This is a genomic window from Lysobacter silvisoli (assembly GCF_003382365.1).
GTDB classification, from domain to species: Bacteria; Pseudomonadota; Gammaproteobacteria; order Xanthomonadales; family Xanthomonadaceae; genus Lysobacter; species Lysobacter silvisoli.
In genome coordinates, this window is sequence record NZ_QTSU01000001.1 from 1105341 (window position 1) to 1128053 (window position 22713).

A 22713-nucleotide genomic window follows, 5' to 3' on the forward strand; every position below is an offset into this window, starting at 1 on the left:
AAACTTGCGGGGTGAGCCGAGGATCGCGATGAAGCTGTTTGCTATTTCCGACATCCATATCGATTACCCCGACAATGCCCGCTGGGTCGACAACCTGTCGGACATGGACTACCGCGACGACATCCTGATTCTTGCCGGCGACATCACCGAAGACAGTAGCCTGCTCGCGTGGTGCCTGGGGCGCTTCGCCGCCAAGTTTCGCCAGGTGCTGTTCGTGCCCGGCAATCACGATCTGTGGGTTCGGCGCGAAGCCGCGGACATGTGTTCGCTGCGCAAGTTCGAACACGTGATGGCCATCGCCGAGGATTCCGGTGCGTCCAGTCGTCCCTACAGCTACGGGGACACGCTGGTCGTGCCCTTGCTCGGCTGGTACGACTATTCCTTCGGCAAGCCCAACAGCGACCTGAGCATGCTGTGGATGGACTTCCGCGCGTGCCGTTGGCCGGACGGCATCGGACCGGAGCAGGTGACCGAGCACTTCCTCAAGATGAACCCGCAGACGCTTCCTCAGGACGCGCGCCGGAATCGGGTGGTGACGTTCTCGCACTTCCTGCCGCGGATCGACCTGATCCCGTTTTTCGTTCCCGCCTCGATGCACTATCTCAACCCGGTGCTCGGCAGCAGCGGCATAGAGGGGCAGCTGCGCGCGCTGGGCGCCGATACGCACGTCTACGGCCACAGTCATATCAACCGACGGGTCAGCATCGACGGCGTGACGTACATCAACAACGCGTTCGGATATCCGCAGGAGAGCCTGATGTCCGTGCGCCGGCTGGTGGAGATCGGCTAACAGGGCTCCGAACTCCGAAGATGCCGCGCGCTCAGCGGGGCTTCGCCCACCAGGGGAGTGAACTTGCGCATCGAGACGCTGGGCGGCGCGCCATCGCCGCGCTCGGCGCAGATCGCCATCAGGTAGTCCGTGGTCGGCCGGTACTGCCACAGGCTCCAGCGCCCGGCGTCGTCGCTCAGTTCCGGATCGATCTGGATGCGCACCGCGCTGTGATCGGGGAATTGGAAGCTGAATCCATCCAGCGGCAGCGAAAGCCCCATGCTGCGGGCCTTGATGTAGGACTCTTTGAAGGTCCAGTACTCGAAGAACCGGTCCTGTTGCCGGGCCGGTGCGACGCATGAGAGATCCGCCACCTCGCTGGGCGCGAAGTACCGTTGCGCCACGTCGAGGGAGATCTGACGGGTGGAGATGTTCTCCACATCGATGCCCAGGTCGCGATCCCGGCTCACCGCGAGCGCGATCAGGCCGCGGGTGTGCGAGATGTTGAAGCTCAGACCATGAACGCGATCGTCGGCTTCCAGAGTCGGCGCCGCGATGGTGGGGCGGCCATAGGCGTTCTTCGAGAACTGCCAGTGCTCAGGGGCGACGCACGCATAGCGCGAGAGCAGGGTGCGCACCATGGCGCGCGTGACCAGGTAGCGCTTGCGATCGTCGGCGAAGTAGAAGCGGGCTTCCTGCGCCACCTCCTCGCCGCTAAGCAGTTTTCTCAGCTCGAACAAATGGCCGTCATCCACGACCTCGTCGTAGTAGGTGAGCCAGACATCGATGCTGGAACGGTCTGCTTCGAGGGGGCGCGCTTCGAAGGAGCGGGCTTCGGAGTGCGCTTCGGAAAAGCGCGCAGGCGTAATGGTCGCCGGGACGGACATGGGTGCAGACATGCTTCCTTTCTCGTCTGTGCACGATGGTTGTTCGTGTAACTAATGCGGAGGTATTCCTCACCTCCGGCTTCCGGATCATAGCTGCACATCGATCGAAAAATGTGACAAATGCCCGGCTTTTGCTTTTAAACGATCTAAGAGCAGATCTGAGGACATCGCCGCGCCGATTCATTTTTTATCGACGAAGCGACAAGCGCTTCCATGCAGTTTTCATCCTCTTGCAATGTGCTCAAGTCAAAGTAACGTTGCGTTGACAGTTTGCAGGACACTCTGCTATGAGTGTCCTCGGGGATGAGTATCGACACTTTGTGCTTGCGCTACTGCAAGCGTTTTCATCGTCGTCGTCGGTACTCACAAACCGCAACGTAGGGATACCGTTGTGTGCGCCGCATGTGTGTATTTTCACGCGTGCCTTGAAGGATCGAGTAGTGGGCGGCCATGTCTGAAGAAGTGTTTTCTCCGGTTCACCGGAATTTTCGGCTTTTCGTTGATCCACCCGTAAAAGCTTCCAACTCCGCGTTGGAAACTGCCGTCGATGTTGGCTTGTTGCCCATCGACCCTGTAAGCGAGTGCGAGTTCCGAAGGCCGCTCGATGCGTTAGGCATCGTCGTAGGCGACATGCGGCTGCATAACGGCAAGCGAAAGCGCGCTACCGCTACGGCTTCGCGCGCAGCACCCTTGCGCGATCGGAACCGATCCGGACGCAGTCGCGGCGCTTGGCCGGAGTTCGGATTGTTTCGCGTCCTACGTCAGCGACGAAGCGGGAGCTGACGCAGCGCTAGACGATTAGGCGTATCGGAGCAGATCCGGTACTGCCGGAACCACGCAGGATGCACGCACTCTACAGGGAAGTAGCAACGCGCATGAAAGCACCGGGCAAGGCTCCAGCGATGCGTCACGCGTCGCCGAAAATCTCCGCCTCCGACTTGCAATCCGCCCAGCTGCCGGCCGATGCCGAGCGCCTGGCCACGGCTATCGTGGCGGCCCAGGTGCGTGCGTTGTTCGCCGACGCGCAGGGCGAGTACGCGCCGGGCGAACGCCGGGCCACGCTGCGTCCCGCGCACGGCCGCTGGCTGGATGCGCTGCTAGGCCATCTTCAGGCGCACCAGCTCATCGCCTCCGATCCGCTCACGGGTCGTTGCCGCTTTCTCATAGACGAAAGCCTCGAGGCGCTGTGGCCGCGCTGGGACGCGGCGATGCCGGGCTGGTGCGAGAACGCCAACCATCGCGCCTATCTCACCCTGATCGAAGCCTGCCTGCGCCGGCTGACCGACGTCCTGACCGGCGCGCTGCCCGCCACCGACGTGGTGTTTCCCGATTCGTCGATGCACTTGGTCGAGGGCATCTACAAGCACAACCTGATCGCCGATCACTTCAATCGAGTGCTCGGCGATACCCTGCGCGCGGAATTCGCCGCCAAGGCCGAGCGCGGCGAGCGAGGCCTGCGTCTGCTTGAAATCGGCGCCGGCACCGGCGGCACCACCGCGGGGCTGCTGCCGATGCTGCGCGGTTTCGGCGACCTGGTCGAAGAGTATTGCTACACCGACCTGTCCAAGGCCTTCCTGCTGCACGCGCAGGAAGTCTACGAGCCCGAGTTTCCGGCGCTGCGCACCGCGATCTTCGATGTCGGCAAGCCGCTAGCGCGGCAGTCGGTCGAGGGCGACCGTTACGACGCGGTGATCGCGACCAACGTGCTGCACGCCACTACCGACATGCGCGAGACCGTGCGCAACGCCAAAGCGCTGCTCAAGCGCGGCGGTCTGCTGCTGGTCAACGAACTGTGCGCGTGGTCGTGGCAGACCCATTTCACCTTCGGCCTGCTCGATGGCTGGTGGCTGCACGAGGACCGGAGGCTGCGCCTGCCCGGCAGCCCCTGCCTGTCCCCAACGCAGTGGACATCGCTGCTGAAGGCCGAGCGCTTCCTCGACATCCGTTTTCCGGCCGACGTGGATCATGGGCTGGGTCAGTTGGTCCTGGCGGCCAGAAGCGACGGCGTAGTCCGCCAGCGCTTACTGCCGTCGGCCGCGCCCGGCGTTGCAGCGCCCGAGGCCGCGTTCGCGACGGAGACGTCAGCGCCAGCTGCGGTATCCGCCTCGGCCAGCATCTGCCCGCCGTCCGGCGACGCCGCGCTGCGAGCGGCCTGCTCGCTGCTGTTCCGGGAGATGATCGCGGGGGCGCTGCGGATGGCCCCTGGTGAGATCGAGACCCATAAGCCCCTGGAGCACTACGGGCTGGACAGCATCCTGGTCGTGCAGCTGACCACGCATTTCCGCAAGCTGTTTCCGGACACGCGCAGCACCCTGTTTTTCGAAGTGCACAGCGTCGACGGCCTGGTCGACTATTTCCTTGAGCACGACCGGGAAACCGTCGTGCGCGCGGCCTCCGCGCATGCGGCTGCGGTATCGGCCTCCGCCGCGGCCGCGCCCGGATCGACGCGGTCGCCGGCCGTGTCTGCGCCTGCCGCGCGCGCGCCGGGCAAAGCGCTGGACCGCTCCGGTCGCCAGCGGCCGGCACCGCGTGGTGACGTATCGCCGGTGCGGCCGGCAGCGGACGCTACGGCTTCCGTCGATGCGCCAGCGCAGCGTGCGGCGCGCTTCGATGTCGCCATCATCGGCGTCAGCGGCCGCTATCCGCAGGCGCCCGATCTGGATTCGTTCTGGGACAACCTGGCGTCCGGGCGCAGTTGCGCGAGCGAAATCCCGGCCGACCGTTGGCGCTGGCAGGACTATTACGACGCCGAGCAGGGCAAAGCCGGAAAGATCAACACCCGCTGGGGCGGTTTTCTCGACGAGATCGACAAGTTCGATCCGCTGTTCTTCCGGATCGCGCCCAAGGAGGCGAAGAAGATCGACCCGCAGGAACGCCTGTTCCTGGAAACCAGCTATCACGCGATCGAGGACAGCGGCTACACGCCCGCGACGCTCGCGCCGGGCGGCAAGGTCGGCGTGTTCGTCGGCGTCATGAACTCGCGCTACACCGTGCAGCCCTTGTACTACTCGGTCGCCAACCGGGTCTCGTTCCTGTTCGACTTCTCCGGTCCTTCCTTCGCGGTCGACAGCGCCTGCTCCTCCTCGCTCACCGCGATCCATCTGGCCCTGGACAGCCTGTACGGCGGCATGTGCGAGGCCGCGATCGCCGGTGGCGTGAGCCTGATCGTCGATCCGCAGCACATGCAGGAACTCACCGCCCTGGGAATGTTGTCGCAAGGCGCGCAGTGCCGCTCCTTCGGCCGCAATGCCGACGGATTCGTCGATGCCGAAGGCGTGGGTGCGGTGGTGCTCAAGCCGCTGGATCATGCCCTGCGCGACGGCGATACCGTTTACGCGGTGATCAGGGGCAGCGCGCTGAACGCCGGCGGCCGTACCCACGGCTACACGGTGCCCAACCCGGTGGCGCAGGCCGAGGTGGTGTCGTCCGCGTTGGCCCGCGCCAACGTCGATTCCGCCGAAGTGAGCTACATCGAGGCCCACGGCACGGGCACCGCGCTGGGCGATCCGATCGAAGTCGCCGGCCTGACCAAGGCGTTCCGTGCCAGCCGCCGCACGCCGGCCGAAGCCGGCGCGCAAGCTCAGCACTGCGCCATCGGCTCGCTGAAATCCAACATCGGCCACTGCGAGTCGGCTGCCGGCATCGCGGCCCTGACCAAGGTGTTGCTGCAGTTCCGGCACGGGCAGCTGGTGCCCACCCTGCACGCGGACGAGGTCAACGACGAGATCGATTTCTCGAAGACGCCGTTCCGCCTGCAGCGTTCCCTGCAGCCGTGGCTGCGGCCGGTGCTGGGCGAGGCCGCTGCTGCGCGCGAGGTGCCGCGCATCGCCGGCATCTCGTCCTTCGGCGCCGGCGGTGCCAACGCGCATCTGGTGCTGCAGGAGCCGCTGTCGTTGGCGGCCGACGCCGATGGCTCTTCACAAGACGAGGGCCACCGCGCCTACGTGCTGCCCTTGTCGGCGCGCACCCCTGAGCAGTTGCAGCGGAAGATCGAGCGCCTGCTGGGCTTTCTGCAGCGCGATGCCGCCGGCGCCGCCCTGCGCGACATCGCCTATACCCTGCAGGTCGGGCGCGAGGCGATGGACGAACGCGTCGCCTTCGTAGCCACGTCGTTGGACGATCTGCGATGTCAACTGCAGGCGCTGTCGGACACCGCGCATCCTGGTCCCGGCGAGTATCGGGGCAGTGTGCGCAAGCACAAGGAATTCCTCTCCGTCTGCAATGGCGATCCGGCCTTCAGCGCACGCCGCGATGGCTGGCTGATCGAGCGGGATCTGGCGCGGATCTCGGAGCACTGGGTCAAGGGCGTCGAGATCGACTGGGTGCGGCTGCATGCCGGTACCCGCCCCCGGCGCATCCGTCTGCCGGCCTATCCCTTCGCACGCGATCGTCACTGGATCGAGCCGCAACGCACGCTGGGCGACGCCCGGACGGCGGCAACGGCGCATCCGCTGCTGCAGCGGAACACTTCGACCTTGCGCGGCCCGGCCTACAGCGTCGGCTTGAACGGCGATGAGCGCTTCCTGCTGCAGGACGCGGCCGGCGGGCGCCGCTTGCCGGCGCTACTGTGCCTGGAAATGGCGCACGCGGCGATCGCGGCGGCGTATCCCCACGAGCTCGCCACACGCGAACTGCGCTTCGAGCACGTGGTTGCCGACGATGCGATCCTGGTCGACGAAGGCTGCGAGCTGCACATTGCGCTGCTGCCCGGCACCGACGAGGCCCTGGGCTTCGAGATCTACACGACCCGGGGCGGTCTCGAACGCGTGCATTGCCAAGGCCGTGCTTCGTTCACCGCGCAGGACGCGCAGGGCAGGGCGGATGTGGCCGCCTTGGCCGCAGGCCTCGCTCGTGGCGCTCCGATCAATGCCGTCCACGACCGGCTGGCGACGCTCGGCCTGCATGGCCTGCGCGCTCAGCGCCTCGCGCGTATGGGCCACGAGGTAGTGCTGGAGTTCGCCGCCGACACCGCCGGCACCGACCCATGGACGTTCCCTCCCGACGTGCTCGCATCCGTGCCGTCCGCCGCCGCCTGGCTGCTGGACGAGCTCGGGCTGACGCCCTCCGTACCGTCCGAGGTTGCGCTGCGCGCGGTGCAGAGCGCACGCCTGCGCTCCGACAGCGACCGTCCGGTCTATGTGGTCCTAGGCCTTCGAGATGACCGTTCCGGGCGCTTTGACCTGGCGCTGTACGACGCGCAAGGCAAACCCTGCCTACGCGCCGACGGCCTGCATCTGGAGTGGACGCGCGCGTTCGAGGACGCGTCCATTTTGCCGGCCGACCGGGGCGATGCAGCTAGGAACGGCCCGATCCAGGCCGCCGCGGCCGCTCCTGCCGAAACCGCCGCGTCGACGCCGGCCTTGTCCGCGACCGGCACGCGCATCGTCTTCCTGCCGACCGCCGTGTCCTCGGAAACGCAGGTGCGCGTTGGCGCGGTCACGGCCAAGCCCAGTGCGATGCGCTTGCGCGAGGTTGACGAACTCGATGCGGCGCCGGCGCCGCGCTCCCTCGGCGCATCCGCGATCGCGCTGTCATCGCCGGATGCCGAGCCGCTGGCGGATGCGCCACCGGCCAGCGTCGAATTGCGCGGACATGGCAGCGGCGTGTTCTCCATTGTCCTGTTGCAGCCCGAGCTGGATCGCGTCGTCGTCGCGCAATCGCTGCTGGCGCTGGAGCACCTGCGCGAACGCGAAGACACCCGCCTGGTGCTGTTGGTCGGCCCCCAAGCCGATCTCCTGCACGGCAGCCCGGAAGCGCTCGATGACGACGTCGCGGCCGCGCTGTATCGCGCTGTCGTCGACTTCCCGCTGCCGACCGTCGCGGTGCTCGCGGGCGGCGCCGACGGCCCCGGCTTCCTGCTGGGCGCGCTGTGCGATTTCATGGTCTGCGCGAACGAATCGCGCTACGGCTATGCCGGCACCCAGCGCGCTGTGCCAGTCACGGCGGCGGAGGCTGCATTGCTGGCGGCCCGCTTCGGCGATGCCTGGGCGGAGGATCTGATCTATGTCAGCGGCGCTCAGAGAGGGCGTGAGCTGGCGCAGAAGGGCTGGACCGTTCCTGTCGTCGCGCGCGAAGGCGCCATGGCCGCGGCCTTGGCGCTGGCCGGGTCCATTGCGACCAAGCCACGGGATTCGCTGCACCTGCTGAAGGCGCACCTGTCCTTCGCGCTGCGCGAGGGCGTGTCGCGTCTGGGTTCGCGCGATGAGTCCGCCGCGGATGCATCCGACGCGCCGCCGTCCGCGACGGTGCCCGTCGTACTGCCGCAGGCGCGGTCCGGAATCGCGATCGAATCCTTGTCCGACACGGCCGTTTCTGTGCGCTTGGCCGAAAAAGCCGGGGGCGCCGCCCCGGCCGCCTTGCTGAGCGACTTGCGCGCGACGCTGGCCGAGCTGGCGCAGCATGCCGGCGCTGCATCGGTCGTGCTGCGCAGCGGCCTGGATGGGTTTCTGCCCGCCATAGGCGACGCTGCCGAGGCGCGGCGGGTCGATGCGGAGCTGGCGGCGCTGCAGCAGGCTTTATGCGAGCACCCGGCGCCGGTGGTGGTCGCCTTCGAAGGCGATGCCGATGGCGCCGGCTGGTTGCTGGGCTTGAGCGCGGACGCCTGCGTCCACGCAGAGCGCGCGCGCTATTCGACCGATGCGCTTTGGCACGATCCATCGCTGTTGCGACGTGGGGCAGCGCTGTTAACCCATCGCCTGGGCGCCAATCGCGCGAAGCGTTGCCTGCTGGAACCGGCGGCGATCGCCGGGGCCGAACTGGCGTCCGCGGGCGCGATCGTGCGCAGCGATGCGGCCGACGTGCTGGCGCATGCGTTGGCGCTGGCGGGCGCCTTTCCGCTGCGCGCATCCGCGCTGCGCGCGCGCCGTCGAGCCGCCGTGTCGGCCCGGCTGGCAGAGCCTTCGACGGTATCGGCCACGAACGATGCCAGCCCGGTGGCGGCGCGGCGGCCCCTGCCGGAATTTCCCGCCATCGAGACCGAACTGCGCGGCAACGGCGTGCTGCTCGTGCGCATGGTCGATCGCGAGGCGAAGAACATGTTCTCGCCCGCGCTGGTCCGCGGGCTGGAGCAGGTGTTCGCCCACATCGATGCGTCGGGCGATTACCGCGCTGTCGTGCTTTGCGGCTACGACACCTATTTCTCCTGCGGCGGCACCCGCGACAGCCTGCTGGCGATCCAGCAGGGCAGCGCCAAGTTCACCGACACCAAGATCTACCAGCTGCCGATGAGCTGCAGCGTGCCGGTCGTCGCCGCCATGCAGGGACACGCGATCGGTGGCGGCTGGACCTTGGGCATGTTCGCCGACCTGTGCGTGTTCAGCGCCGAAAGCCGCTACATCAGCCCGTACATGCAGTACGGATTCACGCCGGGTGCGGGCTCGACGCTGATCTTCCCGGCCACGCTCGGCCCCGACCTCGCCAGAGAGACCCTGTTCGCCGCCGTCGAGTACAGCGGCAGCGAATTGCGCGCCAAGGGGCTGCCGCACGCCTGCCTTCCGCGCGAGCAGGTGTTGCCGCATGCGCTGGCTCTGGCGGACGCGATCGCGGCGCGTGCGCCCGCGGACGTGCGCTGGCTGAAGCGGTATTTCGCCGACCCGGGCCTGGCCGCGGTCGAGGACACGTATGCGCACGAACTGGCCATGCACGCGCAAAGTTTCGTCGGCAAGGAACACGCGCTGCTGGGCGTGATCCGGCATTTCCAGACCGAAGAACGCATCGTGCCAGTGTCGGCCGCGACGCAGGATGCCGCGGCGCCGCAGGACATCGCGCAGGCCCTGAAGGACCTGCTCGCGACCGAGCTGCAGATGGACGCGGGCCAGATCGACGAGGACACGCAGTTCGTCGACCTGGGCCTGGATTCGATCACCGGGGTGACCTGGGTCCGCAAGATCAACGCCGCCTACGGCACCCGGATCGAAGCGACCAAGGTCTATAGCCACCCGACGCTGCGCCGGTTCTGCGACTTCGTCGTCGAGCGCATCGCGCTGCCGGGCGTGGCACGGGCGCAGGCCGCGGCGGCGCCGACTGAGATGCCGGCGCCGACCGAGGCGAACCAAGCCGTCGCGACGGAGACCTCGGCCACGGAAGCCGAGCTGTCCGCCGCGCTCCGGCACCTGCTGGCGCAGGAACTGCACATGCCGGAAGAGGAGGTCGATGCGCACCGGCAATTCGTCGACCTTGGTCTGGATTCGATCACCGGGGTGACCTGGGTCCGCAGGATCAATGCGGCCTACGGCACCCGCATCGAAGCGACCAAGGTCTACAGCCATCCGACCCTGGCCGAGTTCGTGCGCTTTCTCGCCGGCCTGCTGCCGGCGCGTCCGACCCCGCCACGGCCGTCCGCTGCGCCGGCCGCCGCCGTCGATGCCAGACCGCTTATCGGACCCGCGCGTCCGGCCGGACGCTCGGCCCGCAGCCTGGTCTCGTGGCGCAACCAGGGCGCACGGCCGGTCAAGGGCGGCGACGCCATCGCCATCATCGGCGTGGCTGGCCAGTTCCCGCGCGCCGGCGACCTCGATGCGTTCTGGCACAACATCGCCAGCGGCAAGGACTGCATCGACACCGTGCCGCCGCAGCGCTGGGATATCGAACGCTACTTCAGCCAGGACATCTCGGTGCCCGGCACCACCAACAGCCGCTGGATGGGCGTGTTGGAGGACTGCGATGCGTTCGATCCGTTGTTCTTCAACATCTCGCCGACCGAGGCCGAGAGCATGGACCCGCAGCAGCGGCTGATGCTGCAGAACTGCTGGCATGCGGTAGAGAACGCCGCGATCGACCCGCGCCGCCTGTCGGGCAGCCGCTGCGGCGTGTTCATCGGCTGCGGCGCGACCGACTACCACCAGCGTTCGCGCGAGCACCAGGTCAGCAGCCAGGGTTTCACCGGCGCGGCGATGTCGATCCTGGCCGCGCGCATCGCCTACTTCCTCAACCTGCAGGGGCCGTGCCTGTCGATCGACACCGCATGCTCGTCCTCGCTGGTCGCGATCGCCAACGCCTGCGACAGCCTGGCCGCGGACAACTGCGACTTGGCGCTGGCCGGCGGCGTGGCGGTGATGGCCGGCCCGAGCATGCACGTCAAGACCGGCCAATCCGGCATGCTCTCGGCCGACGGCCGATGTTATGCCTTCGATTATCGTGCCAACGGCTTCGTGCCCGGCGAAGGCGTGGGAGCGCTGATGCTCAAGCGCCTGGCCGACGCCGAGCGCGACGGCGACATCGTCCACGCCGTGATCCGCGGCTGGGGCGTCAACCAGGACGGCAAGACCAACGGCATCACCGCACCGAACCCGGTATCGCAGACGCGCCTGATGCGCTCCGTCTACGACCGCTTCGGGATCGATCCCGAAGACATCCAGCTGATCGAAGCCCACGGCACCGGCACCAAGCTGGGCGACCCGATCGAAGTCGAGGGCCTGACCCAGGCCTTCCGCCACTACACCGACAAGACCGGCTACTGCGCCCTGGGCTCGGTCAAGGGCAACATCGGCCACACCCTCTATGCGGCCGGCGTGGCCGGCGCGCTCAAGCTGGTGCTGGCGTTGAAGCACCGTCAGCTTCCGCCGGCGGCGAGCTTCGAACGCCTCAATCCGCACATCGATCTGTCCGACAGCCCGTTCGTGGTCAACACCGCGCTGAAACCCTGGCCCGAGAACGCCAAGGGTGGACGTTCGGCCGTGGTCAGCTCCTTCGGCTTCAGCGGCACCAATGCGCACCTGGTGCTGGAAGCGGCGCCGGTGCGGGATACGACCGCGGCGGCGGGACGCGATGTCGCCCCGGCGGGTCCGGCGCTGATTCCGTTGTCGGCCAGAACTCCCGAGCAGCTGCGGCAACGCGCGCAGTCGCTGGCGGAGGCGCTGGCGCAGGGACTCGCGGCGCGCGTCGGCGACGATGCGCCCTCGCTGCACGACGTCGCCTACACGTTGCAGGCAGGCAGGGAGGCGATGGAAGAGCGCTGCGCGCTGGTCGCCCATACGCTGGACGAGCTCGAGGCACGTCTGCGCGCGTTCGCCGCCGAGCGAGCGCCCGCGGATATATACGTGGGCAGCAGCCTGTCGCGTGGCGGCAAGCTGGCCTTCATCGGACAGGACGCCGAGCTGAAAGCGGCGCTGATCGACACCTGTCTGCGCGACGGAAAACTCGACAAGCTCGCCGAACTGTGGGTCGACGGCGTCGATTTGCCGTGGGCGAAACTCTATCCGGCGCAAGACGACCGTGGTCCGCGGCGCGTCGAACTCCCGCTGTATCCGTTCGCGCGGGAGCGCTACTGGCTGGAAGAGGACGCCACGTCCCCGGCACAGCGCACGGAGGCAGCGGCAGCGGCGATCCACCCGCTGCTGCACGTCAATGCGTCGACCCTGCGCCAACAGCGCTATCGCTCCACGTTCGACGGCAGCGAGGATTTCCTGCGCGACCATCGCGTGCGTTTCGGCGAGGGACGGGTCGCGCATGTGCTTCCCGGGGTCGCGTATCTGGAGATGGCGGCCGCGGCGATCGCCGATGCACTGCCGGATGCCTTCGCGGATGCCGCTTCCGGTCTCGCCGCGTCGTCGATGGGGTCGCAGGCGCGCCTGGCGCTACGCGACGTGGTCTGGTGGCAGCCGATCTTGGTCGACGGACCGGCGACCGTCGAGATCGAGCTGGGCATCGATGACGATGGCGCGATCGCCTTCGCGGTCGTCAGCGGTTCGGGCGACGATCGCATCCTGCACTGCCAGGGCGAAGCGGACTTCGTCGATTCGGCTGGAGAGCGCATGGCGGACGCCGGGCTGCTGGCATCGGCTCAGCGCGGCGATCGATGGAGCGGCGACGAGGTCTACGTCGCTTTCGCCCAGATGGGCCTGCATTACGGCCCCTCGCATCGCGGCATCCGCGCGATCTCCCGGGTGGGCGGAAAGCTGGTAGCGGAACTCGCGCTGGCGACCACGGCTGGCGACGCCTACCGCATGCCGCCGGGGATCATGGACTCCGCGCTGCAGGCGTGCATCGGCTTCCTGCCGTCGCTGCAGGCGCTGCCGCAGGCGCCGTCGGTTCCGTTCGCGCTGCGCTCGCTGACGTTGCACGCACCGTGTCCGTCGGAAGCCGTCGTCGTGTTGACGCCCGCGGCGGGCGTCGCCGACGGCAGCGGCGCCCGGGCGGCCGTGGAGAGTTGCGATGTTTCGATCTTCGACCTGGACGGCGCGCTTTGCATCGACATCCGCGGCTTCGGCTGGCGGCCGGTGGACGGTGTCAGGGCCGCTACGCCGGCCGGGCTGGACGGCTCGGGCCTGGCGAATGAGGCAGGAACGTTGAATGGGGCCGGGATGATGGAGTCGGGAGCGTTCGACGAGGCCTTCTATCGAGAGCTGCTGGAGAGCCTCTCCAGAAACGACGTGTCTGCCGAAGAGGCCGTCGAACTCGGGTTGCCGTCATGAAGGATACGCTGCTGTCCATCTATCGCGCGGTCGCCGAAGGCCGGCTCGCACAGGCCGAAGCGCTGGTGCGAATCAAGGCTCTGAAGCGGCGGGCGTCCGAAGCGGAGCAGGGCGTCTTGCTCGCGGCGCCCGAATGGGTCGCCGCGCCGGCGACGCCGGCCCCGGCCCAGCCCGTGGACAGGATACTCGTCTGGGGCGTCGATCCGGCGGTGACCACGTCGTTGAAGACGATGCGTGGGGACGCGCGGATCGAAGCGTTCGCGCCTCCCGCGAACGTCGTCGCGGCGGATCGGATTTTTACCGATGCGGCGCTGCAGGCGCTGGCCGCCATCCAGTCGATGTTGGCGGCCGGGCAGAGCTTCCGCACGCTGGTGTTTGTTACCGATACCAGTGATGCCGATACGGCCGCCGTCGATGCCATGGTGGCCAGCGGCTTGGAAGCCATGTTCAGGACGGTGATGGAGGAAACTCCGGCCCTGACCGCGCGCGTGATCAGGGTGCCGGCCGACATCGGCGCTGCCGAACTGCATCGGCTCGTGCACGACGAGTCCTGTACCGATGCGCCGCGCGGCGCGGCCGTGCGCCATGTACGCGATGCCGGCGGCCTGCGCCGCGAAATATCGCGCTGGCGCGTGCTGGGAGAGCATCCCGAAGGCCAGGTGCAGCCCGCCCCGCCGGTGGCGTTCAGGGAAGGCGGCTGCTATCTGATCACCGGCGGCGCTGGCGGCATCGGCCTTCAGTTCGCGCGCGAGATCGTCGCGCAGTGCCGCTCCGCGCGCATCGTGCTGGCCGGACGCTCGGCGCTTTCGTCGCAGGCGCGCCGCACGCTGGATGCGTTGGCCACACCGCTGCACCGGATCGACTACGTCGCGCTCGACGTGACCGATCGCAGCGCCGTCGACGCCCTGGTGAGCCAGTTGCGCGAGCAGGACCAGCCGCTGCGCGGCATCCTGCACTGCGCGGGCATCCTCCGCGACGGCTTCATCCTGCGCAAATCGCCGTCCACGTTCGCCGAGGTGCTGGCGCCGAAGGTCGCCGGTCTGACGAATCTCGATTGGGCCACGCGCGACCTGTCGCTGGATTTCATCCTGCTGTGCTCGTCCTTCGCCGCCTGCTGGGGCATCGTCGGCCAGGTCGACTACGCCGCGGCCAATGCGTTCATGGACGCGTACGCCGCGCATCGCAATCGCCTGGCGGCGCGGGGCGAACGCCACGGACGCACCCTGTCGGTGAACTGGCCGCTGTGGCAGGACGGCGGGATGGGTATGGACGCCGCGACCCGCGAGCGGCTGCTGGATCACACCGGCATGCGTCCCTTGTCCACCGCCGCCGCGATGCGCGCGATGTACCGCGGCCTCACGCTTCCCGGCGAGCGTGTGCTGGTGATGGAAGGCGAATTGTCGGCAATGCGGGCGCTGCTTGAGGCGACGGATTCCGCAACGGGTTCTGCGGCCGGGGTTGCGCGCAAGAACGTCCTCGCCCCCGATGCGACGCCGGTGGGCATGGACGATGCCCTGCGCGAGAAGGCACTGGACTACCTCTGCCGGCAGTTCTCGCAGGTACTGAAGGTTCCCGCCGCCCGGCTGCGGCCGCAGGCGCCGCTTGAGCAGTACGGAATCGATTCGATTCTGGCGATGAAGCTGGTGACGCACCTGGAGACGATCTTCGGCAGGCTGCCCAAGACGCTGGCGTTCGAGTACCAGACCATCGCGCAGCTCAACGACTATTTCTGTACGACGCACGCGGATCGACTGATTGCGCTGTTGTCGCCGGAAGCCGTGGCCGCGGCCGCCGCAGCGGCTTCGTCTGCGCCGGCCATCGCCACGACGGCCGCGGGATCGCGCGTGCCCGGCAAGCGCATCGGCGCGATGCGCCGAACGCCGGACGCCGTGCAGCAGCCCGTTGCGCTCGCCTCGCGAAGCGGCACCGACTTGGGCGCCGCCGCCATGGCGCGCATCGAAAAGCCATCCGTCGATGCCGGGCCGATTCCCAGCCCCTCCCTCCATAGCGAGAGCATCGCCATCGTCGGCATCAGCGGCCGCTATCCGGAAGCCTGGGATCTGGACGAGTACTGGCGCAACCTGTCGCAGGGCGTGGACTGCATCCGTGAAGTTCCCGCCGACCGCTGGCGCTGGCAGGACTACTACCGCGACCCGGCTGGCGGCGAAGCGTTGGCCCCCGGTCAGCACAGCAGCCGATGGGGCGGATTCATCCAGGGCGCCGACGAGTTCGATCCCCGCTTCTTCAGCATCACACCGCGGGACGCCGAGCAGATCGACCCGCAGGAACGGCTGTTCCTGCAGCACGCGTGGATGGCGGTCGAGGACGCGGGCTACACCCGCGCCGCGCTGCAGGCCTGCCGCGGCGGCCAGGTGGGCGTCTACGCCGGGGTGATGTACGGCGAATACAACCGATCGGGCAGCCTGGCCAGCATCGCCAACCGGGTGTCGTACGCGCTCAACCTGCACGGGCCGAGCATGACGCTCGACACCATGTGCTCCTCGTCGCTGACCGCGATCCACCTGGCCTGCCAGGACCTGAAGCTGGGCCGCACCGACATGGCCCTGGCCGGCGGCGTCAATCTCAGCCTGCATCCCGGCAAGTACGGCATGCTCAGCGCCAGCCAGTTCATCTCCAGCGACGGCCATTGCCAGAGTTTCGGCGAAGGCGGGGACGGCTACATTCCGGGCGAGGGCGTGGGCGTGGTGGTGCTCAAGCGCCTGTCCGACGCCGAGCGCGACGGCGATGCCATCCACGCGGTGATCCGCGGCAGCGCGCTGAACCACGGCGGCAAGACCAACGGCTACACGGTGCCCAATCCGCAGGCGCAGGCCGCGGTGATCTCCGATGCGCTGAAGGACGCGGGTGTCGATGCGCGTCATATCAGCTACATCGAAGCGCACGGCACCGGTACCAAGCTTGGCGACCCGATCGAGATCGCGGCGCTGGGCAAGGCGTTCGGCGAACACACCGCGGATACCGGCTTCTGCCTGATCGGTTCGGCCAAGTCGAACATCGGCCACTGCGAATCGGCGGCGGGCATCGCCGGGCTGACCAAGGTCGTCCTGCAGATGCGCCACCGTCAGATCGCGCCGTCGCTGCATTCGCAGCGGCTCAATCCCAACATCGACTTCGGCACCACGCCGTTCGAGGTCAATCAGCGCCTGCGGCCGTGGATCGCGCCGGTCATCGACGGCAAAGAGGTCGCGCTGATCGCGGGCATTTCCTCGTTCGGCGCCGGCGGCGGCAATGCCCACCTGATCGTAGAGGCCCATGCCGGCGTTGCCCGCGCGGCCCGCGACGAACCTGCCGTGTCGAGTGCGCCTTGCGCGGTGCTGCTGTCGGCGCGCACCCTGCCGCAGCTGCGGGAGAAGGCGGCGGCACTTAAAGCCTTCGTCGAAGCCGATGCCGGCATCGATCTGCACGGCCTGGCCTACACCTTGCAACTCGGTCGCGAAGCGATGGAAGAGCGGCTGGCCATGCGCGTGGAGACGCGTGCTGAACTGATCGACAAGCTCGACGTGTTCCTCGCCGACGAGCGCCCCGAGGACGGCGCGCTCGCGGACGACCTGTATTACGCGCAGTCGCGCCGCCACCGCGAGAGCATCGCGCTGTTCACGGTGGACCGGGACCTGCAGGCCAGCGTCGACGGCTGGTTCGTCGCCGGCAAGGTTTCGCGCCTGCTCGATGTCTGGACCAAGGGTCTGGACCTGGATTGGTCGAAACTGCACGGCGCGCCGCTGCCGGCGCGTATGCACTTGCCGGTCTATCCGTTCGCTCGAGAGCGCTACCGGCGCGAGGAGCCCGCGGACGCGCACGCTGGCATGATGACGGCGCAGACGATCCATTCCCTGGTCCATCGCAACGCTTCCAAACCAGGGCAGCAGCGCTATCTCAGCGCGTTCCGAGCGGATGATCCGCGGATCACGGGGCTTAGGCTGCAGCGACAGGCGACGCTTCCTCGTGGCATGCAGCTCGAAGCGGCCCGCGCTGCCCTGGCCGACGGGCTGGGAATGCCCGGACAGGGCGTGCTCGAACAGGGCAGGGCATGGGCCTTCCGCGATGTGCGTTTCGGTGCGCCGCGGGCGGTGCCGGCCGCGATCGAGGTGGAGATTGCGGTACTGCCGCCCGGCCAGGCGCAGCGTCCCGAACCGCAGACGGCGGCATTCGAACTGTCCACGCCCGCCGATGGCCAGGTGCTATGCCAGGGGTTTGTTGAAGCTCACGCCGATACGTCCGCACCGATGCTCGACATCGCCGCGCTGTCGCGTGGCGCTTCGGTGCTGTTCGCCGACCGTACCGCGGCGATCGAAGCGCAGCGCGCTGTCGGCCTGGAAGTCGACGCGCTGTATGCGCGCCTCGCAGCGGTGCAGCGCACGGCGGATGGCCTGTGGCTGACATTCGATACGCCGGATCCGTCGCAGACCGCGTTCGCGGACTGTGTGATCGACCCGTCCGCCGTTGATGCGGCGATGCTCGCCGCGCAGTGGTTGGCGTCCTCTCACGAGACGCCGCATTTCCCCGTGGGCTTTGCGGAAATGCGTGTATATCCGGTTCGCGATCGCCCGCGATACGCTTGGATCCGCGCGCAGACCGCGACACGAGTCGACGGCCCCCCGTGCGTCGATATTTCCCTGTGCGGCGATGATGGCGCGGTGTGCATCGAGTTCACCGCGCTGAGCTTGCTGCCCGCCGTGGCGGCTGCCTGGGCTCCCATGGAAGCGACTCCGGCGCATGCTGCGCCGGCGGACCCGGCCGCTCGCATGCCGGATCGTCGGTTCGAAAGCCGCGTATCCCACCGCAATCACGCTTCGCACCCCGACGTCGAAACCACGCCGGCATCGTTCGCGACCCCGTTGCGGAAGCCTGGCGCGATCGCGCTGGACTCGCCGGCCCTGATCGCCACGATCGCAACGGCCACCCTGACCAAGCCCTCGCTGCCGCTTTCGGCGCATGGCGCGGGGGAGGGCGGTCATCATGATGCTCAGTCCAACGACGGCGGCACGTCTTCCGCTGCGGTGCTGCTGCAAGATCGCGGCGAAGGCCTGTTCGCGCTGCGTCTGCAGGCGCCCGCAGGCGAACTGGATCCCGCGCTGGTCGACGCGCTGCGACAAGCGCTGGCGCATGCGGCCGCACTGCCGTCGCTGAAGGCGCTGCTGATCGAAAGCGACGAGCGCATCTTCCTGCGTGAGGGCCAGGTACCGGCCGATCCCGAGGCCATGCACTTGCTTCTGCAAGCCTTGGCCGCGTTCCCCGCGCCGACGCTGGCGCTGCTCTCCGGGCAGGCGCTCGGCGCCGGCTTCCGCCTCGCTTGTGCCTGCGACAGCATCATCGCGGTCGACGACCAGGAGTACGGCTTCTCTACGCCGGGAGTGGCACCGGCCTTTGTCGATCCTGCATCACACGACTGGCTCGCGGCGCGCTTCGGCGAATCGCTGGCATCGATGCTGGCGCTGCGCGAGCAGCCGATCAGCGGCCACGAGCTGCAGGCGGCCGGGTGGGGCGCGACGGTGGTGCCGCGCCTAGGCTTTGCAGCCGCCGTGGACGCGTTCTGCGCTCATCTGTCCGACAAATCCTCCGAAGCGCTACGGCTGCTGAAGGAACATCTGGCCCGGGAGTTCGGCACCGGCCTGGCCGCGGTGGCTGCATCGTCCGCTGCCGGCGATGCGCTGCTGCGGTCGCTGCAGGACTCCCTGGGCCCCGACCCCACGGTGGAAACCGGCGAGACCGCCGTCTCTCCAGCGGCCGATATCGCGGTGGAAGCCGGTGCGCTGCCCCTGACCTCGTCCGTAATCCGCGCCAGCGTCGATGCCGAAGGCGTGGTCCTGGTGCGCCTGGAAGACCGCGACGCACGCAACATGTTCTCCGACGCGCTGATCGCCGGGCTGCAGGAAGTTTTCGATCATATCGGCGCCTCGCCCGCCTACAAGGCCGTCGTACTCACCGGCTACGACACTTATTTCTCCTCCGGCGGCACCCGCGACGGCCTCAAAGCGATCCAGGAAGGCAGGGTCCGCTTCACCGATCAGGACGTGTTCCAGTTGCCGATGCGCTGCCCGCTGCCGGTCATCGCCGCGATGCAGGGCCATGGCATCGGCGCCGGCTGGACCCTGGGCCTGTTCTGCGACGGCGTGCTGTTCAGCGAGGAAAGCCGCTACGTCAGCCCGTACATGAATTTCGGGTTCACGCCCGGCGCTGGCGCCACCGGCATCCTGCCGGCCCGGCTGGGTTTCGACCTGGCCCGCGACAGCCTATTCACCGGGCGCGAAATCACCGGTGCGGAACTGGCGCGCCGCAACCCGCGGCTGACCGTGCTGCCGCGCGACCGCGTGCTGGACGAGGCGCTGGCGCTGGCGCGCAGCGTCGCCCGGCACCCGCGCGCCGGTCTGGTGGCGTGGAAGGCTGCGCGCATCGCACCTCAGTTCGATGCCTGGCAGGCGCTGTTCGCGCGCGAAGTCCGGATGCACGAAACCACCCTGGTGGGGCAGGCCGACGCGCTGCGCCGCATCGAGCAGCGATTCGCGCCCTCGCCAGTGGAAGCGGAAGCGTCTCACGCGGTGCCGCGGCACGCGCCTGCCGCCACGGGCGCGGAGATCCTGCCCGTTATCCGCCGTCTTCTGGCCGAAGAATTGCGCACGGACGAGGCCGACATCGACGCCGCCGCGCCGTTCGTCGACCTGGGTCTGGATTCGATCTCAAGCGTGACCTGGATCCGCAGGATCAACGCGCACTTCGGGCTGGAGATCGAAGCGACCAAGGTCTATCGCTATCCGACCCTGCGAGCGCTCGCCGGGCACATCGGCGAACAGGTCCCGGCCGACGCGCAGGCCGGCCGCACCACGGATGCCGCAGTCGCCGCTGCCGTCGTAGCGCCGCTTACGATCGTGCCGTCCGCCCAGCCGCAGCACGCGGTATCGGCCTCCGCGGCAGCTAGCTCGTCGGTGCCGGCAGGCGCAGCGGCGGCCGTCGATCTCGGCGCCGTGCGCCGCACGCTCATCGATCTGCTGGCGCAGGAGCTGCGCCAGACGTCCGACAGCATCGATGCCGACCGCAGTTTCGTCGAGCTTGGGCTGGATTCGATTTCCGGGGTCACCTGGGTGCGCGCGGTCAACCAGCGTTACGACCTCGCCATCGAAGCGACCCGGGTCTACGCCCATCCGACCGTCGAACAGTTCGCGCGCCTGGTGCGCGACACGCTCGCGCAGCGCGCCTCGGCGCACGCGCCCGCAGCGGCGGGAGTCGCCCATGCCTCGGTGCCTGCTGCACCGCCGCAGCCCGCAGCGGGCAACGCGTTCATCGATTCCATCGCGCCGCCCGCCTGGCCCGCGCTCGCGTCATGGCGCAGTGCCGGCACGGCCACGGTCGCGGCGGCGCCGCCAGCGGTCGCCGCACAGGGTATGCACGCCGCCGAAATCGCGGTCATCGGCATGGCCGGCCGCTTCCCGATGGCCAAGGATGTCGACAGCTTCTGGGACAACATCGCCAGCGGCCGCAACTGCATCAGCGAAATTCCCTCGGCGCGCTGGGATACCCGCGACTATTACGTCGAAGGCCAGCCCGGGCTCGGCCAGAGCAATTCGAAGTGGATGGGCGTGCTGGAAGGGCACGACCGCTTCGACCCGCTGTTCTTCGGCCTGACGCCGCTGGAAGCCGAATCCATGGACCCGCAGCAGCGCCTGTTCCTGCAGTGCTGCTGGCATGGCATGGAGAACGCGGGCTATACCGCGGAACGGTTGTCCGGCAGCCGATGCGGCGTGTTCGCCGGCTGCGCCAACGGCGATTACCACCTGCTGTCGCGCGAGCAGCAGATCAACGCGCTCGGCTTCACCGGCGGCGCGACTTCGATCCTCGCCGCGCGCGTGTCGTACTTCATGAATCTGCAGGGGCCCTGCGTGTCCATCGACACCGCATGCTCCTCGTCGCTGGTCGCGATCGCGTCGGCCTGCGACAGCCTGATCACCGGCGGCTCGGACATCGCCCTTGCCGGCGGCGTATACGTGATGGCCAATGCCGACATGTTCCTGAAGACGGCCCATGCGGGTATGCTCTCGCCCGACGGCCGCTGCTACACCTTCGACCAGCGCGCGAACGGGTTCGTGCCGGGCGAGGGCGTCGGCGTGGTCATGCTCAAGCGCCTGGCCGATGCCGAACGCGACGGCGACAACATCCTCGCCGTCGTGCGCGGCTGGGGCGTGAATCAGGACGGGCGCACCAACGGCATCACCGCGCCGAACGCGGAGTCTCAGCAGCGCCTGATACGCGATGTCTACGACCGCTTCGGTATCGATCCCGGCCGCATCGAACTGGTCGAGGCGCACGGCACCGGCACCAAGCTCGGCGATCCGATCGAAGTCGACGGGCTGAAATCGGCCTTCCTGAACGCGACCGACCGCCGCCAGTACTGCGCGATCGGCTCGGTGAAGACCAACATCGGCCACTGCCTGACCGCGGCCGGTGTGTCGGGCTTCATCAAGCTGCTGCTGGCGCTCAAGCACCGCATGCTGCCGCCCAGCGCCAACTTCGAAACGCCGAACGAACACCTGGACCTGGACGCCAGCCCGTTCTTCGTCAACACCGTCGCGCGCGACTGGACCTCGCCCGATGGCGCCGCGCGCCATGCCGCGATCAGCAGCTTCGGCTTCAGCGGCACCAACGCCCACCTGGTGCTGGCCGAATACCTGCCGTCCGCCGCGCGTCCGCCGGGCGAGCCGCCGTTGCCATCCAGCGCCGGCTTCGTCGTGCCGCTGTCGGCACGCACGCCCGAACAATTGTTGCGCAAGGCCGCGGATCTGCGCGAGGCCTTGCAGGCTGGCCTCATAGGCGATCCCGGACACGATCCGGCCGCGCTGGCCTACAGCCTGCAGTGCCATCGCGACGCGATGGACGAACGCCTGGGCTTCGTCGCGCGCAGCGTGCGGGAAGTCATCGACACCTTGGGCGCCTACCTCGACGCCGCCGCTGCGAACCGGCCGCTGCCGCATGGCGTGCTCGCCGCGCACGTGCGGCAGGGGCGCGAAAGCGTGCGCCTGCTCAACGAAGACGCGGCCATGGCGGCGCTGGTCGTGGACAAGTGCATCGCCGACGGCAACGCGCTCAAGCTCTGCGAACTGTGGGTGAAGGGCCTGGCGCTGGACTGGCGCCAGCTGCACGGCGCGCGCAAGCCGCCGATGGTGGCGCTGCCGCCGTATCCGTTCGCCGAGGACGCGTACTGGCTCGCACCGGATGCCGGCTCGCCGGCGGCGGTGCCGGGTCAGGCCAGCGAGCGCTCACGACATCCGCATCCGCTGCTGCAGGAGCAGGTCGCCGACCTGACGGCGCAAGGCTACCGGCAAACCGCGCAGGCACAGAACGCCGATGCGGACAGCGCGCGGCGGACCGAGCGAATTCATCTGCCGACCTATGCGTTCGCGCGCATGCAGTGCTGGCTTCCGTCCGAGGGCAAACCGCCGCGTGCGGGTACCGGTCCGGCGGCAGCCGCGCCGTCGCCCGATCGATACCTGCACAACCTGGACATCATCGCCGGGCTCTTCGCGGAACTGGAGGAGGACACGATGAGCGCCGCGGACGTGACGGCAAGGGTGAAGCAGCTGGCGTAAACGGTTAACGACACGTTAGGAACGGCGTTGAGCTTGCTGCAATGAGCAGC

4 protein-coding genes are annotated in these 22713 nt (G+C 68.3%); 3 read left to right on the forward strand and 1 reads right to left on the reverse strand.

Annotated elements, in window-relative coordinates; all coding sequences use genetic code 11:
• Positions 1 to 28 precede the first annotated feature (28 nt).
• Positions 29 to 790, forward strand: coding sequence for a metallophosphoesterase family protein (locus DX914_RS05085; protein ID WP_115857946.1), 762 nt, complete (start codon positions 29 to 31; stop codon positions 788 to 790).
• Here DX914_RS05085 and DX914_RS05090 read toward each other — a convergent pair.
• Positions 787 to 1668, reverse strand: a complete 882-nt coding sequence (locus tag DX914_RS05090; protein WP_115857947.1) for a 4'-phosphopantetheinyl transferase family protein — start codon at positions 1666 to 1668, stop codon at positions 787 to 789. The two genes, DX914_RS05085 and DX914_RS05090, sit on opposite strands and share 4 nt — an antisense overlap.
• An 863-nt stretch (positions 1669 to 2531) precedes the next feature.
• On the opposite strand from DX914_RS05090, the gene DX914_RS05095 reads away from it, so the two are divergent.
• Complete coding sequence (locus DX914_RS05095) at positions 2532 to 13067, forward strand: beta-ketoacyl synthase N-terminal-like domain-containing protein (protein WP_158549188.1); 10536 nt, start codon at positions 2532 to 2534, stop codon at positions 13065 to 13067.
• Entirely contained in the window at positions 13064 to 22663 is a 9600-nt protein-coding gene (locus DX914_RS05100; RefSeq protein ID WP_115857949.1) for an SDR family NAD(P)-dependent oxidoreductase, read from the forward strand. The genes DX914_RS05095 and DX914_RS05100 overlap by 4 nt, the downstream gene beginning before the upstream one ends.
• Positions 22664 to 22713: the final 50 nt, after the last annotated feature.